15 protein-coding genes are annotated in these 18309 nt (G+C 39.0%); 11 read left to right on the forward strand and 4 right to left on the reverse strand.

Annotated elements, in window-relative coordinates:
* From E1140_RS08690 to E1140_RS08700, 3 genes are all read left to right on the forward strand, one after another.
* Positions 1 to 2473: tail fiber domain-containing protein (locus E1140_RS08690; RefSeq protein WP_185153498.1), on the forward strand; the 2473-nt coding region annotated here is incomplete at its 5' end.
* The gene (locus E1140_RS08695; protein WP_155181831.1) at positions 2466 to 3554 is read left to right on the forward strand and encodes a T9SS type B sorting domain-containing protein; all 1089 of its coding nucleotides are present in this window, start codon (positions 2466 to 2468) and stop codon (positions 3552 to 3554) included. The genes E1140_RS08690 and E1140_RS08695, both read left to right, overlap by 8 nt.
* 11 nt (positions 3555 to 3565) lie before the next feature.
* Positions 3566 to 4747 carry a PorP/SprF family type IX secretion system membrane protein gene (locus E1140_RS08700; protein WP_155181834.1) on the forward strand — a complete coding sequence of 394 codons (1182 nt, stop codon included), beginning with the start codon at positions 3566 to 3568 and terminating at the stop codon, positions 4745 to 4747.
* Between the two features lie 24 nt (positions 4748 to 4771).
* Here E1140_RS08700 and E1140_RS08705 read toward each other — a convergent pair whose 3' ends face one another.
* Complete coding sequence (locus E1140_RS08705; RefSeq protein WP_155181837.1) at positions 4772 to 7945, reverse strand: caspase family protein; 3174 nt, start codon at positions 7943 to 7945, stop codon at positions 4772 to 4774.
* 140 nt (positions 7946 to 8085) lie between these two features.
* Here E1140_RS08705 and E1140_RS08710 point away from each other — a divergent pair, with 140 nt between their 5' ends.
* A complete protein-coding gene (locus E1140_RS08710) occupies positions 8086 to 9354 on the forward strand; it encodes an NRAMP family divalent metal transporter (RefSeq protein ID WP_155181840.1) in 1269 nt (422 codons plus the stop codon).
* Positions 9355 to 9356: 2 nt separating this feature from the next.
* On the opposite strand, the gene E1140_RS08715 is transcribed toward E1140_RS08710, so the two are convergent.
* Positions 9357 to 10091 carry a DUF6503 family protein gene (locus E1140_RS08715; protein ID WP_155181843.1) on the reverse strand — a complete coding sequence of 245 codons (735 nt, stop codon included), beginning with the start codon at positions 10089 to 10091 and terminating at the stop codon, positions 9357 to 9359.
* A gap of 183 nt (positions 10092 to 10274) precedes the next feature.
* Between E1140_RS08715 and E1140_RS08720 the strand changes: the two genes are divergently transcribed.
* Positions 10275 to 11009, forward strand: a complete 735-nt coding sequence (locus tag E1140_RS08720; RefSeq protein WP_155181846.1) for a hypothetical protein — start codon at positions 10275 to 10277, stop codon at positions 11007 to 11009.
* 13 nt (positions 11010 to 11022) lie between these two features.
* On the opposite strand, the gene E1140_RS08725 is transcribed toward E1140_RS08720, so the two are convergent.
* Positions 11023 to 11592 carry an RNA polymerase sigma factor gene (locus E1140_RS08725; protein ID WP_155181849.1) on the reverse strand — a complete coding sequence of 190 codons (570 nt, stop codon included), beginning with the start codon at positions 11590 to 11592 and terminating at the stop codon, positions 11023 to 11025.
* 52 nt (positions 11593 to 11644) lie between these two features.
* Between E1140_RS08725 and E1140_RS08730 the strand changes: the two genes are divergently transcribed.
* The 6 genes from E1140_RS08730 (at position 11645) to E1140_RS08755 (ending at position 17919) form a co-directional block, all read left to right on the forward strand.
* Positions 11645 to 12364 (forward strand): C39 family peptidase, encoded by a 720-nt coding sequence (locus tag E1140_RS08730; protein ID WP_155181852.1) that lies wholly within the window; start codon positions 11645 to 11647, stop codon positions 12362 to 12364.
* A complete protein-coding gene (locus E1140_RS08735) occupies positions 12364 to 13806 on the forward strand; it encodes a RimK family protein (RefSeq protein WP_155181855.1) in 1443 nt (480 codons plus the stop codon). The genes E1140_RS08730 and E1140_RS08735 overlap by 1 nt, the downstream gene beginning before the upstream one ends.
* Positions 13806 to 15065, forward strand: coding sequence for a carboxylate-amine ligase (locus tag E1140_RS08740; protein ID WP_155181858.1), 1260 nt, complete (start codon positions 13806 to 13808; stop codon positions 15063 to 15065). The genes E1140_RS08735 and E1140_RS08740 overlap by 1 nt, the downstream gene beginning before the upstream one ends.
* Positions 15044 to 15736: an N-formylglutamate amidohydrolase gene (locus E1140_RS08745; RefSeq protein WP_155181861.1), complete on the forward strand. Its 693-nt coding sequence runs from the start codon at positions 15044 to 15046 to the stop codon at positions 15734 to 15736. Before E1140_RS08740 ends, E1140_RS08745 begins: the two co-directional genes overlap by 22 nt.
* A gap of 185 nt (positions 15737 to 15921) precedes the next feature.
* On the forward strand, positions 15922 to 16941 hold the full coding sequence (locus E1140_RS08750) for a threonine aldolase family protein (protein ID WP_155181864.1): 1020 nt from the start codon (positions 15922 to 15924) through the stop codon (positions 16939 to 16941).
* A 270-nt stretch (positions 16942 to 17211) separates the two neighbouring features.
* A complete protein-coding gene (locus tag E1140_RS08755) occupies positions 17212 to 17919 on the forward strand; it encodes a DsbA family oxidoreductase (RefSeq protein ID WP_155181868.1) in 708 nt (235 codons plus the stop codon).
* A gap of 15 nt (positions 17920 to 17934) precedes the next feature.
* Here the strand turns inward: E1140_RS08755 and E1140_RS21435 are convergent.
* Positions 17935 to 18309 (reverse strand): hypothetical protein (locus E1140_RS21435; protein ID WP_185153499.1); only part of this gene is annotated, 375 nt, incomplete at its 5' end.

Genomic DNA, 18309 nt, shown 5'->3' on the forward strand with positions numbered 1-18309 from the left:
TAACTTAAGTGATGTAGCCGATGCAGCTACTTCTAGAACGAACCTTGGATTAGGCACTTTGTCCACGCAGAATACTATTACTACTGCAGATATTACAGACATTACCAGTGTAGGCAGTGGAGCCATTATAACAGGCGCAGAGCGAACCCAAATAGGAACAAACACTACAGACATTGCTACCAACACTGCAGCCATAGCAGCTGATGCAGATGGAAGTGCAACAAACGAACTTCAAACATTGGCACAAGTACTAGTTGAGGGCAATAATGCTGGAACATCAATTACAGGCCTAACAGATCCTACTAATGCTCAAGATGCAGCCACCAAAGCCTATGTTGATGCTTCCACAGGCTGGGGTCTAACGGGAAATGCGGGAACTAATCCTGCAAATGAATTTATTGGCACTACTGATGCTGCGGAATTTAATATTAGAACCAACGACACTGAACGCGTCACCATACTCAGTGATGGTAATGTAGGAATACGTAATGCATTACCCTTGGCCTTGTTACATGCAACTCAAAACAATACAACCGAACAAGCTTTAAGAGTTCAAACGCTTAGCGCAACAAATGCCGAAAATGTTGCTCTTATTCAAGGTTTTGGAACAGGGGTAGGACTTAATACAAATATTAACAATGTAGCCAGTACAAATCCTGCAGTATACTTTAATACTAATTCACAAGCTCCAACGCTAATAGTAGATTGGACAGGATCAGTATCTACGGAGATTGTGTCTTTTAGAAATGCTGGTGTTGGTGTGGCATCTATCGGTGTAAACGGAGGGGCATATTTTGATGGAGATGTCGGAATTGGCATTGCGGTACCAACGACAAAATTGGATATCGTTGGTGCTATCAAAATTGCGGACGGTACGGAAGCTGCAGGAAGTGTACTTACTTCAGATGCCGATGGTTTGGCTTCTTGGCAAACTCCAGCAAGTAGCCCATGGACTGTAAATGGTTCTGATTTAAATTATACCACTGGTAATGTAGGGATTGGAACCTCTGGACCTGTGAGCGCTTTACAGGTAGAGGCAGACGTACTCACTGGAGAATACGTAGGATCTTTTATCAATACCAACGTAGCTGATGAAGATGGTGCGGCACTTTATGCAAGTTCAACCAGTAGTGTTAATGCCGATTGGGGCATTGGACTTATTGCTGAAGGTAATTTTCTTGGAATACGGGCAAGAGGTGCAACCGGAGGAACTGCTGCCTTAGAAGGAGACGCTAATGGAGCTTCTTACGCAGCCACCTTCGTGGGAGACATTAATATTGATGCAGGATCCGCTTATTTTCAAGATGACGTTAGTATTCTTAGTACAAGTAATACAAACACTGTTGTGGGTCAGTTAGCTGGAGATCAACTGGCTGGTAACGAGAACAATAACACACTTGTTGGGTATAGTGCAGGATCATCTACAAATGGGATAGGTAATGGTGGAAACACAATGGTTGGTGGTTTTGCGGGCAGTGCTCACACTACAGGAATTGATAATGTTTATCTAGGAGCCTCTGCTGGAATAAGTGCGGTTACAGGTACTAGAAATACATTCGTTGGTACGGCTGCAGGTTTTAACGTAACCAGCGGAACTGATATTACTTTAATTGGTAGTAACACTGATGCAACTGACGGATTAACTAATGCCACTGCCATCGGTGCCTTTACTGATGTGGTTCAAAGTAATACGCTGATATTAGGAAATGGTGCCAATGTTGGTATTGGAACTAATACACCTGCAGGCCTTCTTTGTGTAGATGATGACGTACTAACTGGACAAAATGTAGGAAGTTTTGTTAATACCAATACAGGTAGTCAAGATGGTGTAGCACTTTATGCAAGTTCAACCAGTACCGCAGCCGGTTGGGGGTATGGTATTGTTGCTGAGGGCAATTGGATTGGTGTACAGGCTAATGGGGGGGCAGGTGGAGATGCAGCACTTGCAGCTGATGCTAATGGAGCGACTTATGCAGCAACCTTTGTAGGTGATGTAGATGTTGTAGGTTCAATTACGTACACAGGTTCAATTACACAGGTATCTGATAGAAGATTAAAAGAAAATATTATTCCGATAGAGAATGTATTGTCAAATCTGACGAAAATTCAGGGCTATTCATATAATATGATAGATGATTCGGTTAAGGTTAGAGAATATGGGGTTATGGCACAAGATGTTCAGGCCATTTATCCATATGCAGTAAAAGAGATTGATGATTATGGTCATCTGGGAGTCTCTTATACGCAGCTTATTCCTGTACTGCTAGAGGCTACAAAGGAACAACAGCAGATCATAGATAGTCAGAAGCAGCAGATAGAAGAGTTAACTATAAAGTTGAAAGAAATGGAGGTCACTAATAAAGTTATCCAGAGTACAGAAGCTTCCACCCAGGCTCAACTCGACTTGATGAAGTCTCAAATCGAGAAGTTAACTCAAATCTTAACAGCAGAGGCTAGCAAAGGAGATGAATAAGTTATTATTAACGATATTGTTTTTCCCATCTTTATTATTAGCCCAGCTGAATGTTAGTCAGAATGCTGTGCTGACAACCGGCAATGATTTGGTGCTAGGCACCGATGGAGCTGTAATTAATAATGGAGAAGTCATTTTTGGAACAGGTGGACAGTTGTTCTTATATGGAGACTTAACGCTGGAATTACCATCTGCATTAGCAGTGCCTTCGCTAAATATCATCAATGGTGGCAAAAAGGAGATAATAACTGGAAAGTTGATAGTAGCAAATCAACTGAATTTGCTATCTGGAATTGTGGTTGTAGGTAATGAAAGTAAGATGGTTATCAATGATGGCGTTCAAATTGATGAATTTGATGGAGTTTCATGGATAGCAGGTTCTATGACTCATCTTGGAAATGGGCTTAAATTATTTCCCTTAGGTGCCAATGGCACTTATACTCCTATAGAATTAATTAACGTGAAAGGCACTGGTGACATAAGTACTACTATGTCAGTAAGAGTTGGTGGCGTTTCTTTGGATAAATTGCCAACTAACGTAACGACAGCGTCTAATAACTGGGCTTGGGATTTTACCTCAACTAACTTTAGCAGCTCAGAAGTGAATATTCCCATACTCGCTGAAGATAAAGCATTGTTTGCTGATGGTAGAACTATTGGTACAGTCTTAGAATATGATGAACTAAGCGGTGCAGTGAAGAACTTAGGAGGTGTTAGCTCATCAGTAACAAGTTTTAACTCTATCATCAGTAATGATGAATTAATAGGAGACAGAAGGGTATTACTACTAGGAGCAGAACTGTCATTAACTCCTCGAATACATAATATTTTAACTCCGAATGACGATGGCTTTAATGACTATTTGGTTATAGATGCTATAGGAGCATATGAGAATGATAATGAAGTAATAATCTTAGACAGATGGGGGTCAGAGGTATATAGAAAACAAAATTTTAGAAATTTCAATGACACTGATAATACCTATGATGGCAGTTTTGACCGCCTATCACCGGGTAATTATATCTGTATATTTAAATACGCTGGAGTCACCGCTAAGCAGATGATAACTGTGTTGAATTAAAAAGGAAGAATTTGATTAAACGTATACTAATAATATCAACAATATACCTTCTAGTTCTGGCATCTGCTAAAGCTCAGGATATTCCTTTGTTTAGTCAAAAACTAACCAACTCCTTTATCTATAACCCAGCGATGGCAGGACATACCTTTGGCTCTGCAACTTTAGCGAATAGAAGAAGTTTTAGTGAAGTGAATGGGGCGGCAGTGAATAACTTTTTCAGTTTCCATACCCCTTTTGGAAGTAACAAATTTGGTGTGGGGGCTAATATTTTTAGAGAGAAAGTCAATTTTGTAGATAACATTTACGCCTCTGGCGCTTTTGCTTACCACATCAACTTTGGTAGTTATAATGTACTCTCTATGGGTGTGAGTGCAGAGTACAATAGTTTAGGCTTTGATACAGGAAATTTGATAGGTGATGGTAATGATCCTTTACTAGGCATGCGTACCAACAATATGGACTTCTCCTTTGGGGTGAATTATCAACATCGATACTTCAAGGTTGGAGCTGCTGCTAACCGACTAGCAACCAGCTTGGATATTTCAAATAATGCAAGTGTGCTCTCAGAGTTTTATTCTGGCTATGCAGCAGGCCTAATTCCTCTGAGAGGAGGGTTAGATATGCTTGAACCTACGCTTGCATTCAGGAAACTATCAACATCAAATGATATGTGGGATGCCGGACTTTACTATACCTACAATAATATTGTTACCGTTGGGGGCTCAGTAAGAAAGGGAGACATTGTGAATGGAGCCGTGGGGTTAATGGTTGCTCGAAAGATCTTTTTCGGTTTTAGTTATGAGTTTATTAACAACAATCTGGGTTCAGATGTAGGGGCTAGTAGCGAGATAGTGGTCAGGTTTGACTTCGATGACATGGCCTTCAAAAACCGTGAAAGATTTGGAAATAACTCAAAGCAGTACAGGCAAGACTCTAAGAATGCGTTGAATTATAGAAAAAAAATATTAAGTAGTGCTGGAAAGAGAAAAAATGTGGGTCCAAGAAACCCTAGTGATGCAAAGAATAATCAGAAGAGGAGATTAAGGAATGTAAAATCTCCAAATGAGAGATATAATAAGATAGAAAAACTACCCAAATCAAAACGTAAGAAAATCAAAAACAAAAAGCGAAGGAAGAAGAACTACAGGATTTTAAAGAAGAGTGGAAGAGGTAAAAAGTTTATGAAGGAGTAGTTAGAATATTCAATAAAAAACTAATTATTTCTTTCCGTCACCATCCTCGTTAGTTTCTTCATCACTTTTCGGTTCCTCCTTTTCATAAACAATACTTATTGGAAAGTCATTACCATGAACAAAACCAGTTGGATATTGTGATTGTCCACCATATTGTTCGCTAAGCTCAGGTACTCGCTCGTCCATGTATATTTTAAGTTCATTAACAGTCACCTTTTCATCACCAGAGTCCGCAGCACCATCTAAAGCTTCTAATAAAGCGTAGGTGAAAACCCCATGTTGCAATACTTCAAATTCTGTTGCGAACTGCTGTGTGCCGCTTGAGGCCAGCATAACTACACCTGAAGCTCGTGCTAATTGTACAATTGCCTTTTCTTCTGATGCTGCAGCTCTTACTCCCATTGATTTAATAGCACCTCCAGAGTGACAGGCATCCATTAAGATCAACTGCTTTTGAGACTTAACCTGCGCCAAATATCCTTTTAGGTCAGTTGCACTAATACCTTTGTCTTGAAGCTGCTGAGGGTCACCATAGAGTTTGGTAATGTTAGTTGGCACCAAGTAATATTCATTATCATTTTCTTCATCTAAGGTACCATGTCCCGCATAATAGAAGACAAACACATCTTCGGGTTTGGCCTGAGAAATTATAGACTCAAATCCTTTTAGGATATTTTCTTTGGTCGCTTCAGTATCGTAAATCTCTGTTTTACGAACATTTTTAAACATCTTACTGCCATTGCCTATAAGTTTATCGGTAAAAGATTTGGCGTCTGGCTGCGCATAATTAAGATTATAGGCCGGGTTTTTATAGGTGTTAATTCCAACAGATAAAATATACAGGCTGGATGTAGCCATGATTTCTCCCACATATTTCACTTTTAATTTATCTCCTGCAGATTCTATTTTTTGGAAGTTTTTTACAACAATTTCAAATTCATTGTTACCATTGGTCAGGTTTACTGAATAGGTGCGGTGAAACTGCTTGCCCTGAGTTCCTGTAGACTCAAATTCATCATCGATCAGGATCAATTTATTGTTCTGATAGATATTTACCTCTTTTACGCCACCACCACCGTCATAGATGTCAGCTTCTAATTCCAGCGTCTTACTTTGGGTGTCGTAATTTCCTTGGTGATAATCTAACTGCTTAAATTCGCCAAAAGCCAGATTGTTAATATTGAAGAAAGCCGCTGATGGTCTATTAAGTTTAGTAAGATCAAAGATTTTTTCGCCTTCGGCTCTTAAGATATCAGTTACTCTTTTGGCTTGTCCCATACTCTTTACCAAAATTTCAGGTCTAAACAGGATATCGAAATATTGCTCTGCCGAATAAAAATTAGCCAACTTATTAATTCCTTCATTGATGTGCCAGCCAAAATACTGCGCTCCATCAGAACTGCAGCTAAAATAACCAGCTGGCGTCCAAACTATCCACTCCGCTTCATCTGAAACAAACATATTTGCAAAAGGAATAATAGTGGCACCTAAGTTGGCATGTACTTCTTCAATGTCTCTGTAAGTTTTATCACCAACAGCTCTTAAATAACTCATAACGCCTTGCCACGCTTCTTCAGAACCTTGGAAGGTTAAGGAGTCAACTTCTAAAGAGGTAAAATACTCCTGCCAGTCTGCCGCTTCAAAAACATCACGCATGCTTGGTAATTCACCTTTTTCAGTCAAGTTCCAAATTCTTATCGTTTGATCTTCGCTACCAGAGGCCATATACTTACCATCTTTACTAACTGTAACAGTTCGCACCCCAGCAGTATGACCCAAAAATTCCTTGAGCATTTCCCCGTTGGTACTATATTCCTTAAGCGAGAAATCGCTGCCGACAATTACATTGCCGTTGGGTCTTACCTGAAAATCTAATATCCTACCATCTTCAAATTCATCATTTTGGATCACACTTCCTCGTCCAACTTCAATGGTATAAATACCTGTTTGTTCGACTGACTTATTGGCATCGAGTAAAAAACCAGCAGAAGGTTTACCAGGGTCCATAGCTATCCCAAAGTTTGAAAAATCAAATTTGAACTTATAATTGACCCTTTCATTTTTAGTTTGCTCATTAGAGATGAACAGGTCGAGTCCTTCACCAAAACTCAAATCCCATATTGTGCCACCGTGCCCTTTTATAGATTGCTGCGAGCGCCCGTTTATAGGATTCCATATGTAAATGATGTTATTGTTACCACCTGCAGTGGCCACAATATAATTTCCCGTTTCTGACTCTGGAGAGAAGTCTGCACTAAAAACTGTATTGTCATGACCGTTAAACTCTGCGAACTTATTACCGCTAGGAATTGAGTAACTACGACCGCTACCAGTAACATCCATGGCTACCAGTATTTTTGAATCATAGGAAAAGGTTAAGGCATTTATGATATTTTTTTCATTATTAAACTCTTTAACCAGTTCCCCATCAGACTTCCATAAAAACATTTCATTGTTTAAACTACTCGAGGCTATATAGCTACCATCAGGAGAAAACACGGCCTTGTTCACAATGTCTTTATGTCCTTTTAGCTCTCGAGGTGAGAATTTAGTAACCCCGGCATTAAGCTTAACCAGATCATAGACTAATACATTTCTCTGATCTGATGCTACTACTAATGATTGTGTTTTATTGTTAAATGAAACGCCAGTTACTCTTGTGCCCACTTCAAGTGTAGCTTTTATTGGCATTTGATGTGATTCTTCTACCGACCAGATATTGATGGTTCCATCATCACTTCCTGAAGCTAAATATTTTCCCGACCCATCAAAGTCCAGACTGTTGATTACATTGTTATGACCAACAGCTGTACCTACCTGAACACCTTTTTCTATATCTACCAAAATGATGTGGTTTCCTTTTTCTCCGGCAGTAGGATACCCTGAAGCTGCTATATATTTCCCGTCAGGGCTAATGGCAGAAGCGTAAAACATGCCTTCCGGTCCTTTGCCTATCTGAGCTTCAAATTTTTTGATAAGTTCGCCTGTGCGGGAGTCCCATATTCTGATTGTCTTATCTTCAGATACAGAGATGATTTTTTGTCCATCAGGGCTATAAAGTATATTAAATATTTTGCCTGAATGACCACCCGAATTGATAACAATTCTGGGAACACCAGTTTGCGCCTGTAATAGTGATCCACTAATTATCAGGGTAAAAGCCAGTAACACTTTTGACGTCCAACGGAGAGTTACCATAGTTTATAATTTTGGTGTTATTTGTAGAAATGGGTGTAACAAGTAAAACTAATTATTTTTAAGTAGATTGAAAAGCAGTATTTTTTGTCAAGATATTGATAATGAATGCAATAAATGCAGTAAAAGGTAAATGAAAATTAATGCAATTGAATAAAAGGATTTCCTCCATACTCCTCTGGTCTATTGTTTCTGCAGCATTTATTGGTCCTGGCACTTTGGCAACAGCTACTGCGGCTGGCGCGCAATATGGTACTCAGTTGATCTGGGCACTGGTTTTCTCTACAATCGCATGTCTTGTATTGCAGGAAATGGCCGCAAGAATTACCATAGTTTCTGGTGAGGGACTTGGCGCAATCATGAAGCAAAAATCAAAGAGCCAGCTGGGGGTTTATTTCATTGGTTTTTCTGTTGTCTTAGGATGTGCTGCTTATCAGGCGGGCAATATATTAGGAGCTATTAGTGGTGTGTTACTTTTTACCAGTTTCAGTAAGGTTGGATTGATACTTATAACCGGTGCTTGTTGTGCAGCTCTTTTGTGGATGAGCAGTATCAAATTGATTACAACCAGTTTAGGAATTGTGGTGGCTGTTATGGGCTTGATGTTCCTGTTTTTAGCCTTTCAATTGCCGTTGTCCTTGGCCGACATAGCTGCTGGAGCAACTATTCCTAATATTCCTGATGGAGCTTCATGGATAGTGCTGGGTTTGGTAGGCACTACTATTGTGCCTTACAATCTATTTTTAGGCGCTGGTGTGGCTAAAAATGAAGCGCTAAGTAACATGCGCTTCGGCTTGTCCATTTCAGTCCTTTTTGGAGGGCTTATCTCCATTGCTATTCTTTTAGTAGCTACCAATGCAAAGTCAGAGAGTGGTTTTGCAGATGTAGCCAATGTTTTAGGTAATTACTTAGGCAATTGGGCCTTTATATTTATGGGTATTGGGCTTTTTTCTGCCGGTATCACTTCCTCCATCACATCCCCAATGGCAGCTGCTATTATTACTTCATCGATCATTGATTCGAATGATAAAAATAGAGTTTACCGCATTACCTGGATAACTGTTTTACTCATAGGAATGCTTTTTGGGATGCTGGATTTTAAACCGCTGTCTGTAATTATTGCAGCGCAGGCACTCAATGGCCTGGTGCTACCTTTGATGGTGATTGTGCTCATTATTTTTACAAATAACAAAAAGATTATGGGTGAGACTTCAAACAGTTTGGCACTGAATATTCTGAGCTTGATTATATTGAATATTGTACTCCTGATTGGCTTTAATAATTGCCTTAAGTCAATAGAGCAGATTTTTACATTCAAAGTAGATAGCAGTGCCACCCGTTTTCTAATTCTTCAAATATCTGCGGTATTGCCATTAGTCTATACTATCATGAAGGTGTTTAGAAATAAGTGAGATTAGAGCAATTCAACATTAAAATTAACCAGTTCAATTCTTGATAACTCTTCTAATTCACCTGCTTCAAAGGCTTTACCTATAGCTTCAAGCTTTACATCTGTTTTTGGTTTGTAATTAATATAGTCTAAAGCTCTGATGCCATTGACAGTGCGTGGGTTGTAGGCTTCTCTAAATCGCATACCGCCACCATCTGTCAGATAGCTGTAAGCTAAATAATCTATAAAATATGTGTCCTTAGCTACCCAATAGATAAACTCATCTTCAAAGTCTTTTCCACCACCTTCTTGTTCGAAAGTCACCTTTATTTTATAGTATTCTTTGTCCTTTATAGCTTCAGTTCCTAGATGAGATTTAATAACTGCAGCATCATTAAGGTTGTAGGGCAGTAGTGCAAAATATATTACCGAATTGATGGAGTTTGTGTATTTGAACGCCATCGAATCCGGCACCTCTGTGACAGTACCATTCACCTCTCGCTGAAATCCCTCATTAGTCACCTGATCTCTGATTACGTCCAGTGAGTCTTTAAACAGTCGCACCATCTCATATTTTCCATTTTGACGCTTTACCCCATATTCTCGATCTCTAAACTCAAACTCTACCTGTGCCATATCCAGCTTGTCGTTACCTGCAGCTATTCGGGCCTGATCTACCACATATTGAGCATCATCATTTTGATCCGTACAGCTGGCAGCTATCAGTGCAATAAGAAAGAGGGTGTATATATTTTTCATAGTACTAAAATTACAACTTCCTGATTTTAAACCCATTTAAATGGTCAATAATAACTATTAGGACGGATATCTGACAATTTTGACTTGCTCAAAAACTTCAGATAAATAATAAGGAGAAAATTTTCTCATTAAGATGTGACCTTTTTCTATGTCCTCGTCATATGGTCTCAACTTATATAATAAATGAAAAAATTATTTATTCTGCCGGTATTAATATTGGCCTTTGCTTCGTGCAACACCAAGCAATTAGAAACAGAAAATGCGGCATTAAAAGCTGCTATGGATAGCCTGAACATTCAAATTGAAAATGACAAGGTGGTTGGTGAGCAACTGGCGAAAGTGTCAGCACTGATGGACTCCATTGACAAGGAAAGAAATTCTTTAAGAATCAATCTTGAAACGGGTATCAAATCTGATGATTATGAAGCTAGAATGAAAAGCATTCAGAAGTACTTGAAAGATACGCGCAAGAAGCTGGCTGATATGGAAAAGAATAATACTTCGTATTCTTCCTTAATTAAAAAGCTTCAGAAGGAGTTGACATCAAAGAATAGTGAGATCACAAAATTGCAAAATCAGGTGGCAATGTTTCAGGAAGAAAACCAAGGATTGATTTCTAAAGTGAACTTACAGTCAGTCGAGATTGAAGAGAAGAGTCAGATGATCATGATTAAAGAGCAGGAGTTAGCGCTGATTGAGGCTAAGATGCAGGAATTAATGATCAAAGCTGAAGTATCTGAAGCGGATGCCTTCTTTGCAAGAGGTGAGGCCATGGAATTGGCAGCAGCCAGAACTAAATTGGCTCCTAAAAAGAGAAAGGAAACTTACCAGGAGGCTATTGAACTATATAAAAAGTCACAGGCCTTAGGTAATACTTTTGCGCAAGCTAAAATAGAAGTGCTTCAAAAGAAGATCTAATTGAATTAACGGGTCAGAGAGAAGGTTTTTTGTAGGTTTTATACAAAAGATTAATCTTATCTCTGGCCCTTTTTAATCTCATTTTTACCGCACTTTCAGACAGATTCATTGCTGCCTGAATATCCTTGACATGATGCTTTTCCTTGTATTTCATCAGTAGCAAAAGCTTTTCTTCAGGTGTCATAGTATCCAGCAATTCAAACAATATTTTTTCTGACAATTCCTCCGGTATTTCATCAACGCCATCAATCAGTTCAGCCACTTCTTCCTTCATTTTATCAGAGATCACCTTTTGCACATTCTTCTTATTTTTTCGCAGATAGTCAATGCATGTATTGTGAACAATGGAAAAAAGCCAGGTAGAAAATTTTGAGTCGCCTTTAAAGTCTTTAATTTTTAAAAAGAGCTTGATTAATATTTCCTGACACAAATCTTCCGCTGCGTCCTCATCCTTAGTATAAGAAAAGCATTTTTTAAGAATCGCTTTTTCATGCCTTTCGGCAATTAAGGTAAAGTACCTTGAATTGCCATCTGTCCTTAGCAATACCACTATCTCTTCATCTGATAAATTTCTATTAAGCATGAGTGACTTTCTATTTTATCTACGTCTTAACTAGGCTATTGAAGATATACAAATGATATCAAACGACCATAAAACTATACTTTCACTTGACATCCGAAAGCAACCTGATGATGTTACCTGTGGGCCCACTTGCTTGCAGGCAGTTTATCAATATTATCAGGATGATATAAAATTAACCGATGTTATAAGTCAGGTCAAACAACTAAAAACTGGTGGCACTATAGGAGTTACTCTGGGCAATCACGCCTTGGAACGAGGCTATCAGGTTACGATCTATACTTATAATCTGACCAACTTTGACCCTACCTGGTTTAAACCTGAAGTTGACCTTTCAGAAAAACTGAGATTACAACTTGAGAGCAATCCTAAAGCTAAACGGCTGAAGGCAGCTACCAAGTCCTATTTAAAGTTTTTGCAAAATGGTGGTAAGATAAAGTTTGAGGAGCTGACTTCAGGATTTTTAAGAAGACATCTTGAAAAGGGAACGCCAATTTTAACAGGACTGAGTGCTACCTACCTGTATGAAAGCCCAAGAGAAGTTGGGGATTTTGAAATCAGATATGATGATATAGCGGGTAAGCCTAGCGGACACTTTGTTGTTATCAAAGGGTATAATCATAAAGAGGTTTATGTTGCTGATCCTTTGGCAGACAATCCAATAAGTGATAAGCAACATTACCCTGTTACATTTCACAAACTTATAAACTCAATAATGTTAGGTGTAATGACCTATGATGCCAATTTGTTAATTATTCACCCTAAAAAAATATAATGCCAAAATTAATTATTACCGAGAATCCTGAGAAGTGGAAAATAAATGCTGAAGGAGCTACAATCATTTCTCCGTCAGATTATTTTGGTAACAGTGCTTATCTGGAGTCAAAAAACTACATGATTGTTAACCTTTGCCGATCTCATCAGTACCAAAGTTTAGGCTACTATGTTTCGCTATTAGCTGAGGCACGCTCACACAAGGTTATTCCTGAGATTTCTGTTTTGCAGGACTTTAGATTCCCATCTTTTATTAAGGATGATGCCGAGGAGTTTGACACCCTTATTCAGGATACTTTAAAGGGTGAGAGTTCTTCTAAGGTGACCATCAATATTTATTTTGGGCAGGTGGATAATGTAAGCTATTCAAAGCTTGGGATTTTGTTGTTCAACCTGTTTCAGGTACCTATCATTCAAGCCATATTTTCTAAGAAGGATAAGTGGCAGCTTCAATCATTGAAGCCTTTGCACCTTAAAAACCTTGATGAAACTGGGTTTAAAAAGCTTCAGGAAGCCTTGCATTTTTATGTTACCGGCAAGAAGGTGGTTCGCAAGAAATATTCTCGTAAGAAGTACGACCTGGCCATTTTAGTAAACCCTGATGACCCTAATCCTCCTTCAAGTCCACAGGCATTGCAGAAATTTATAGCTGCAGCAGATAAGCTTGGTTTTAATACCGAGATGATCACCAAAAACGACTTTGCTAAGCTGGTGCAGTTTGATGCTTTGTTCATTCGTGAAACCACAAATGTTAACCACCACACTTACAGGTTTGCTAAAAAGGCCGAGGCCGAAGGATTGGTGGTTTTTGATGACCCTGGGTCAATTTTAAGATGTACTAACAAAGTGTATTTACATGAGCTTTTAGTAGCCAATAAAATAGCGGTGCCTAAATCTCATATTATTAGAAAGGATCATCAAATTATCCCTGATAGTTTCAAATACCCTATGGTTATCAAACAGCCTGACGGCTCATTCTCAAAAGGTGTGAAGAAAGTAGCAGATGATGCCGAATTGCACGCCACATTGAAAGACATGTTTCAGAAATCTGAGCTTTTGATAGTGCAGGAGTTTATGCCTACTACCTATGACTGGCGAGTGGGTGTTATCAACAAGCAACCTTTGTATGTGTGCCGTTATTTTATGGCGCAAAATCACTGGCAGATTATCAACTGGAAAAAGGATAACCAGCACCGCGATGGGAAAAGTGAAACTGTTGCCGTTGAAGATGCACCTTATGCCCTGATTGATCTGGCGTTGAAAGCTACTGCATTGATTGGTGATGGATTATATGGTGTAGATATTAAAGAGGTCAATGGTAAATTTTATGTTATCGAGATCAACGATAACCCAAGTATAGATGCAGGTGTGGAGGACAGAGTGCTGAAAAATGGCCTTTATACTAAGATTATGGAAACGTTCGTAGAAAGACTAGAAAAATAATGAGCAGTTCAAGATTACATTTATTTCAGGCCTATGGAATAGAGCTTGAATATATGATAGTAGATAAAAGTTCAATGTCTACCAGGCCTATCACTGATGATGTTTTTAAAAAAATCAAAGGTGAGTATGTCAGTGATATTGAAAATAAAGAAGTTACATGGTCTAATGAATTGGTACTGCATGTAGTGGAAATAAAATGCACCAAACCGGAACCGGATTTGGAAATGATGGCCAATGCCTTTGCAGAAAATGTGAAGGCGTTGAATCAGCATCTTGCTGGCTTCGATGCAAAATTGTTACCTTCTGCTGCTCACCCTCTGATGGATCCGGCAAAGGATACGCACTTATGGCCACATGATAATAATGAGGTTTATGAGTTGTATAATAAAATGTTTAACTGCAAAGGTCATGGCTGGTCAAACCTGCAGAGTACACATATCAACTTGCCATTTTATGATGATGCCGAGTTTGCTAAGCTGCATGCGGCTATCAGACTGATATTGCCTTTGATACCAGCTATCGCGGCAAGCTCACCAATATTGGGAGGCAAGAATACAGGCTTTTTGGATAAGAGGATGGACTATTATCAGAAGAATCAACGAGTGATTCCTTCTTTGACCGGTAAGGTGATTCCTGAGCGCGCTTTTTCAAAAAGGCAGTATCATAAGTTGATCTATGATAATATAACGCATGATATTGCCAAGTATAATACCGATGATATTCTTGATCCTATATGGATGAACTCAAGAGGTGCTATAGCCAGATTTGACCGGGGAAGTATTGAGATCAGGATTATGGACATTCAGGAATGCCCGAAAGCCGATATGGCCATTGTAGCGCTTATTGTCAACACCTTAAAAATGTTGGTGAATGAGAAATTTATTGGTTTTCACGACCAGCAATTATGGGAGGCTGAGCCATTAAATGAAATTCTACAGGAAACTATGCGCAATGCAGAGTCAGCCATAATCGATAACAAGGAGTTTTTACAAGTCTTTGGTATAGATAAGGAAAGTGCAGAGGCCAAAGAGGTATGGAGGCATATTTTTAATAAAGTGGTTGATGCTTATCCTGATGAGATGGCTCCGTGGAAAGAAACAATCAATACAATAATCAATAAGGGCACTTTGGCTAGCCGAATTATTAAGGCGCTGGACAATGTATATTCTGAGGATAATATAAAACTAGTTTACCAAGAGCTGGCCGACTGTTTGGCTAATAACGAAATGTTTGTTGTATGGGAAAAAGCAAAATTATAATTAGCTGTGAGCATGCAGGCAATTATATTCCAAAGTTATACAGTCACTTATTCGAAGGGAAAGATGAGATTTTAGCCTCACACCGTGGTTGGGATATGGGTTCTATAGAGTTGGGCAAGTATGTTGCCCGGCATCTGGAGGCGCCATTTTTCTTTCAGAAGGTATCGAGATTGCTGGTTGAGGCTAACCGTTCTCTTGATAATGTTGAGCTATTTTCTGAGTTCACTGCTCAGCTGCCGCAAAAACAAAAGCAGCAGTTAATTGATAGTTATCATTTAGCTTATAGGCAAAGCGTTATAACTGAAATTGACAAAGCCCTGACTTCTTTTGACAGCGTCATTCATATCTCCATGCACTCATTCACACCAGTTTTGAATGGCGTTGAGCGTAGTGTCGATATAGGGGTTTTGGTAGATGAAAGTATTGAGGAAGAAGCTAAATACGCCAATGAGCTGAAAGATAAAATCTCTGAAGCCATTCCGGAAATGCTAACCATGATCAATTTGCCATACAATGGAGCTGATGATGGGTTTACCACTTATTTGCGAAATCAATATTCCCCAGATAAGTATCTTGGAGTTGAACTGGAGATCAATCAGAAGTTTGTGGGTACTGCGCAAATGGAGGTATTAAAAAGAGGATTAGTCAAGGCTTTGGGGAATGACTTGTAATCAGTCTATTCTATTACTTTTATTAAAAATTCTCTCCCCGGATTTATTCCGGGGTCTTTCAGTCATTAAGTGTAGTTTGTAGAACCTTTGAAGAAATGCCGGAATATATCCGGCAAGAATTCTTACCATTCATAAAACTCATCTTTTGTGACTTTGTCAAAATCAATTAACTTCTGCCAAAATTTATGAAGATGATAGATTTACGCAGTGATACAGTAACCAAACCAACGCCCGGCATGCTTGATGCCATGATGTCGGCAAAGGTTGGTGATGATGTTTTTGGTGAAGACCCAACGGTGTTAGCGCTTGAAGCCAAAGGTGCAGAAATGATGGGCATGGAAGCGGCTATTTATTGCCCTTCAGGTACCATGACCAACCAAATTGGGATTCATATTTTGTCTAATCCTTATGAGGAGGTTATCTGCTATTCTGGGGCGCATATCTACAAATATGAAGGTGGTGGAGTGGCAGGTACCAGTGGCCTTTCTTTCAGGTTTTTGGATGGTGATCGTGGCCGATTGAGTGCCAGAGAAATAGAAGCAGAGATCAATCCTGATGATATACACTACCCGATAACTTCTATCATTGAGTTAGAAAATACAGTGAACAAGGGAGGAGGTTGTTATTATACCTTAGATCAGATCAAATCTATTCATACGGTTGCCGTAAAGCATGGTCTTAAAATGCACCTAGACGGAGCCAGATTATTTAATGCCTTGGCAGAAACTGGAGAAAATCCAGCGGATTATAATGAATACTTTGACACCATTTCAATCTGTCTTTCTAAAGGACTTGGTGCTCCTGTTGGATCACTGCTGGTAGGTAGCCAAAAGCTGATTAATAAGGCGCGCAGGGTGCGCAAGTTTATGGGCGGAGGTATGCGTCAGGCAGGGTTTATAGCAGCAGCAGGACTTTATGCGCTGGAGAACCACATCGATCGTTTGAAAGAAGATCATCAAAGAGCCAAGGCACTTGAAGAAGCTCTAAACCAATGTTCGCTAGTTGAAAGTGTAATGCCCGTAGATACCAATATTGTTATTTTCAGATTGAAAGAGGGCTTAAAAGTTTCAGACACGCTGGAAAAACTTAAAGAGAAAGGAATTTTGGCCGTTGGTTTTGGTGCCAGAGATATTCGATTGGTAACCCACCTTGACTTTGGTGATGACCAATTGGAGCAAGCCGTAGCCATAATTAAGGCCCTCTAAAAATTTATTGGTTAAACATTGAACTCTTCTACGGTCAATTGGCTTATTATCTCAGTGATATTTAAACCTTAATAACAGTGCCATCAATCCCACTCCTTGGAGGGGCTAGGGGTGGGTTTCTTAAAGGAAATAGTTGTTATTAAGGTTTGTTTGATGTTTTGGTTGAAATGAATGTTTTTTAACCCACCTCTTACTCTCCTCCCGAAAGGAGAATATTGGTCATTTCAAACCAAAACTTTAATATAGGTTTACAATTGAAAATAATAAGCAATGAAAATAGAAATCTGGTCTGATATAGTTTGTCCGTTTTGTTATATCGGAAAGCGAAGAATTGAAAATGCGTTGAAGAATCATCCGCATGCAGATAAAATAGAGGTGGAGTGGAAAAGCTTTTTGTTGAACCCTGATATGGTTTCTGACCCTAACAAGAAGAACGTTGAGTATTTAGCAGAGATTAAGGGGTGGTCATTGGAGCAGGCAAAACAGATAACACAACAGGTGGTGGACATGGCCGCTCAGGAAGGACTGGAATATAATATGGACATTGCTGTGGTTGCTAATCCTAAAGATGCACATCGTGTGATTCAATATGCGAAAACGCTGGGCAAGGGAGATGCCATGAAGGAACGTTTCTTAAAGGCCTATTTTACCGAAGGAAAAAACATTGCTGATTTCGATACCATCACAGCTTTAGCAGTAGAGGTTGGTCTTGATGCTGATAAAGTAAAAGAGGTGCTGGAGTCAGGCGAGTATGCTGATAAAATTCAATATGACATTTACGAGTCGCAGCAGTTGGGAGTAAGAGGTGTGCCGTTTTTTGTTCTTGATGGAAAATATGGTATTTCTGGTGCTCAGCACCCTGATGTTTTTAAGGATACACTGGACAAAGCCTGGAGTAACTATGCCAAGGAAAATTCCCCGTTAGAAATGGTCAATTCAGCATCAGGTGATGCCTGTGATATTGATGGGGAGTGTTGAGTGGTACAATAAAATTTAATGTTCTGCTATGTCAATGGTTTTCCCTTTTAAGGTTAATTCAAAGCCACCATTAATAAATTGAATACACTCGTTTTCTTCTAATAGCCTGATGATTTCTGTATTCTGGTCAATCAAATACTTAGCCTTATCTTTTCTTATTTTTGACAGTTCACTAACCATTTCCTCAGTTAACCTAGCATTTCCAAACACATGAATAGATTCATGTTTAGACAAGGCTTCAACAATTCTTTTATGTAGTTGGATAAGGCTTAAAATTTCAGAATGTAAGAGAGAAGACTTATAAAACAGTTTGTAATTCACATCCTTATAATTCACTTCCAAGAAATTAAGTCCGGAGACTTTTCTTGACTTATAAATATTGATTAGCTC

It is taken from the genome of Fulvivirga lutimaris, assembly GCF_009711525.1.
Lineage (GTDB): Bacteria > Bacteroidota > Bacteroidia > Cytophagales > Cyclobacteriaceae > Fulvivirga > Fulvivirga lutimaris.